General features: G+C 67.2%; 3 protein-coding genes and 1 pseudogene. All 4 read left to right on the top strand.

Annotated elements, in window-relative coordinates:
* On the top strand, positions 1 to 724 hold a 724-nt coding region (locus MKK84_RS27300; RefSeq protein WP_243925105.1), incomplete at its 5' end, for a response regulator.
* Positions 725 to 819: 95 nt separating this feature from the next.
* The gene (locus tag MKK84_RS27295; RefSeq protein WP_243925107.1) at positions 820 to 1,554 is read left to right on the top strand and encodes an alpha/beta fold hydrolase; all 735 of its coding nucleotides are present in this window, start codon (positions 820 to 822) and stop codon (positions 1,552 to 1,554) included.
* 10 nt (positions 1,555 to 1,564) lie between these two features.
* Complete coding sequence (locus MKK84_RS27285) at positions 1,565 to 3,571, top strand: PAS domain S-box protein (protein ID WP_279599736.1); 2,007 nt, start codon at positions 1,565 to 1,567, stop codon at positions 3,569 to 3,571.
* Between the two features lie 307 nt (positions 3,572 to 3,878).
* Positions 3,879 to 4,265 (top strand): annotated as a pseudogene (locus tag MKK84_RS27280) (IS21 family transposase); the annotation flags it as partial.
* Positions 4,266 to 4,408: the final 143 nt, after the last annotated feature.

Below are 4,408 nucleotides of genomic sequence, written 5' to 3'. Positions count from 1 at the left end.
TGTCTTCCGGATTGCCGACACCGGCATCGGAATGAGCGCCGAGCACCAGGCGCGTCTATTCGAACGCTTCAGCCAGGCCGACGCATCGACGACCCGCCGTTTCGGCGGCACCGGTCTGGGCCTCTCGATCACGCGGGCCTTCGTCGACATGCTCGGCGGGGACATCTCGGTCGAAAGCGTCGAGGGCGCGGGTACTACCTTCACCGTGCGGATGCCCGCGCTGCTCGCCGAGGCGACGCCCGAAACGCCGGTCGTCGGACCCCTGGTCGCCACCACGAACGGGTCGTCAGACGTCGTCCTCGTCGTCGATGATGATCCCGCAACCCGCGACCTGATCGCGCGCTTCCTTGAGAGGGACGGATTCCGTGTCGTCACGGCGGCCGACGGGCAGGCCGGCCTCCAAGCCGCACGGACGCTACATCCTCGCGTGATCCTGCTCGACGTCACCATGCCGAGGATGGACGGCTGGTCGGTCCTGCGCACCCTGCGAGCCGATCCCGAGCTCGGCACGACGCCAATCATCATGGTGACAGTGCTCGACGAGCAAAACCTTGCCTTCGCCCTTGGCGCAACGGACTACATGCAGAAGCCCATCGAGTGGGGAAAGCTGGAAGCAACGATGGCGCGCTTCCGTCCCGAGCCGTGCGACAGCCCGGTGCTTATCGGGGGAGACGATGCGGACGCCCGTGACCGGCCTCCCGTTTTGCCCGGGCGCCAGGATTGAAAGACGATGCAGTGACGGAAGCAGCGCAAGGAAGCGGGGCGTCGGCAGCCATCCAGCGCCACAACGTCCGACAGGCCGGGGACGGCCCCCGGGCGATGGTCTTCGCGCATGGCTTCGGTTGCGACCAGAACATGTGGCGGTTCGTTGCCCCGGCCTTCGCGGGCGAGTTCCGCACGATCCTGTTCGATCACGTCGGCGCCGGCGGTTCCGACCTCACGGCCTATGACCCCGACAGGTACGCCACGCTCAATGGCTATGCCGACGACGTGGTCGAGCTCTGCCAGGCTCTCGACATACGGGGCGGCGTCTTCGTCGGGCATTCGGTGAGCGCCATGATCGGGGTGCTCGCCTCCAGGAAGGCCCCCGAGATCTTCGATACCCTTGTGATGGTCTGCCCGTCCCCACGGTACATCGACGATGCAGGCTACGAGGGGGGCTTCAGCGCGGCGCAGGTCCACGAGCTCCTGGAGTTCCTCGACAGCAACCACATGGGCTGGTCGCAGGCCATGGCGCCCGTCATCATGGGCAACCCGGACCGGCCGGAGCTCGGCGAGGAGTTGACCAACAGCTTCTGCCGCACGGACCCGGACATCGCCAAGCGCTTCGCCCGGACCACCTTCCTCTCGGATAACCGCGCCGACCTCGCGGGCGTCACCGCGCGCTGCCTCGTGATCCAGTGCTCCGAGGACGTGATCGCGCCGGTCGCCGTCGGTGCGTACGTCCACGCGAACCTGCGCGACAGCGAACTCGTCCAGATCGACGCGACGGGCCACTGCCCGAACCTGAGCGCCCCGGTCGAGACGATCGCAGCGATGCGGGCCTTCCTGTGAGGGGCCGGCGTTGAATACGTCGCCGCCGGCACCGGATGCAGCCGAGGCCGACGACCTGGAGGATCTCTTCGAGAACGCACCCTGCGGCTACCTGTCGACCCTGCCCAACGGTCGGATTTCCAGGGTCAACCGGACGTTCTCGACGTGGACCGGTTTCGATTCCGGCCAGCTCGTCGGACGTCGCTTCCTCGACCTTCTGAACATCGCCGGCAAGATCTACTACGAGACCCACTTCGCCCCGCTCCTGCGCCTGCAGGGGTCGTTCAACGAGGTCGCCCTCGACGTCGTGCGTTCGGACGGGACGACCCTGCCGGTCCTCGTCAACGCCGTCGTCCGTCGGGACGAGGCAGGCGCCATCCGCTTAATCCGGGTCACGGTTTTCAACGCCTCCGACCGGCGACGCTACGAGCAGGAGCTCCTCGAAGCGCGCCGCACCTCGGAGCGAGCCGGGCTCGCGCTTCGGGATCTCAACGCGACGCTGGAGACGCGCATCGCCGACAGGGCCCGCGCCCTTGAGCGGGCCTGGCGGCTGTCGCGGGACCTGCTCGCCGTCGCCGGGACGGATGGCGTCATCACCCGGGTCAACACCGCCTGGACGGAGCATCTGGGATGGCAGTCCTCCGATCTCGTCGGCCGAAGCTTTGTGACGTTCACGCATCCGGACGACCTCGACGCGACGCAGGCCGCTTTCGCCGGCATCTTCGGGGCACCGCTGACCAAGCCCTACGAGTACCGCTTCCGCCACTTGGACGGCTCCTACCGTTGGTTCGCCTGGACCGCGGCGTTCGAGGAGGACGAGATCCACGCGAGCGGGCGGCCGACGACGGCGGAGCACGAGCAGGCGGCCTTGCTGGCCGAGGCCGAGAACGCGTTGCGCCAATCACAAAAAATGGAGGCCGTCGGCCAGCTCACGGGCGGGCTGGCGCACGATTTCAACAACCTGCTCGCGGCTATTTCGGGAAGCCTGGAGATGATGCGGACCCGCATGGGCCAGGGGCGGTTCAACGACCTTGACCGGTACATGCATGCCGCCGAGGGCGCCTCGAAGCGTGCCGCCGCCCTGACGCATCGGCTCCTCGCCTTCTCGCGTCGCCAGACCCTCGATCCCAAGCCGACGGACGTGAACCGGCTCGTATCCGGGATGGAGGACCTCGTCCGTCGCACCGTCGGACCCTCCATCCACGTCGAGACGGTCGGCGCCTCGGGCCTATGGCCTGCCCTGATCGACCCGCCGCAGCTTGAGAACGCGCTCCTGAACCTCTGCATCAACGCGCGCGACGCGATGCCGGACGGGGGGCGCATCACCATCGAGACGGCGAACAGGTGGATCGACGAGCGGACCGGCTGGGAGCGCGACCTGCCGCCCGGACAGTACCTCTCGCTCTGCGTCACGGACACAGGCACGGGCATGCCCCCGGAGGTCGTCGCGCGTGCCTTCGACCCGTTCTTCACGACCAAGCCCGCCGGCCAGGGCACCGGCCTCGGCCTCTCGATGATCTACGGCTTCGCCCAGCAATCGGGCGGCCAGGTCCGGATCTACTCGGAGGTCGGCCAGGGCACGACGATGTGCCTTTACCTGCCCCGCCATTACGGTGAGGCCGAACCCGGGGACACGCCCAATGCCGTTTCGAGCGCGTCTCGGCCCGGGCAGGACGGAACGGTCCTGATCGTGGACGACGAGCCGGCCATCCGGATGCTGGTGACGGATGTGCTGGAAGAGCTCGGCTGCACGGCCATAGAGGCGGGCGACAGCGCCGCCGGCCTCAAGGTGTTGCAGTCGAACGTGCCCATCGACCTTCTGGTCACGGATGTCGGATTGCCGGGTGGCATGAACGGGCGGCAGATGGCGGACGCGGCGCGGGTGACACGCCCCGGCCTCAAGGTGCTCTTCATCACGGGCTATGCCGAGAACGCGGCCGTCGGCAACGGCCTGCTGGAGCCGGACATGCATGTCCTGACGAAGCCGTTCGCGATGGAGGCGCTGGCCTTTCGCATCAGGAGCCTGATCGGAAACTGAGCCCTCGGGCGCACCTTGGGCATGGTACCGCGAGCACCGACGGGATGGCGGATCGACGCATGTTCAAGGTGAATACGGACGGTCGAGGTGGCGTTCGGTCCCGAGGTCCCTAGGCAACGTGCGCCGCGCCGGCATCTGAATTGACCACGGTGGTTGTCGCAGCCGCGTAGCGGAAGGCTTAGGCACGGCAACGTTGTGATTAGGCGTGGAATAAGGACCCCGTTCTCGGGGTGATCGGCGTCCAAACGGGACCCCCAGGACAAGTCATCCACAATGCCTTCCGGCTCGAACGGGAGGCTTGCGCGGGATGTTGGTCGTGGAGACGGTCGCAAAGATCCGCCGCGCGTATTTCGTGCAGCAGAAGCCGATCAAGCAGATCTGCCGGGAGCTGAGGGTCTCGCGCAAGGTCGTGCGCAAGGTCATCCGCTCCGAGGCGACGGCGTTCCAATACACCCGCGCCATCCAACCTGCCCCGAAGCTCGGATCGTGGCGGGACGAGCTCGATCGGATGCTCCTCGCGAACGCCAGCAAGGCACGGCGCGAGCGACTGACGCTGATGCGCATCTACGAGGCCCTGCGCGGGCTCGGCTACGAGGGCGGCTACGACGCGGTGCGCCGCTACGCCCAGGGCTGGAAGCGCGAGCGTACCGCGGTCACAGCCCAGGCGTTCGTGCCGCTCTCCTTCGCGTCGGGCGCAATCTCGCTAAATCATCCGATTTCGGAACGTCGTGCTCCACTGAAGGATTGATGGTTCCGAAACCACAACGGAGTCCATCATGCGTATCCCTCTCGCCCTTGTCCTCGCGACCGTGCTCGGATCGAGTGCCGTCGCTCAGA

Origin of the sequence: Methylobacterium sp. E-065, from assembly GCF_022829605.1 — a bacterium.
In the GTDB taxonomy this organism is placed as follows: domain Bacteria; phylum Pseudomonadota; class Alphaproteobacteria; order Rhizobiales; family Beijerinckiaceae; genus Methylobacterium.
This window is presented reverse-complemented; position numbering and strand designations above follow the sequence as displayed.

Excerpts from the sequence above, each read along its gene's own strand:
- MKK84_RS27295 (WP_243925107.1), top strand. The coding sequence starts at position 820 with ATGGTCTTCGCGCATGGCTTCGGTTGCGACCAGAACATGTGGCGGTTC.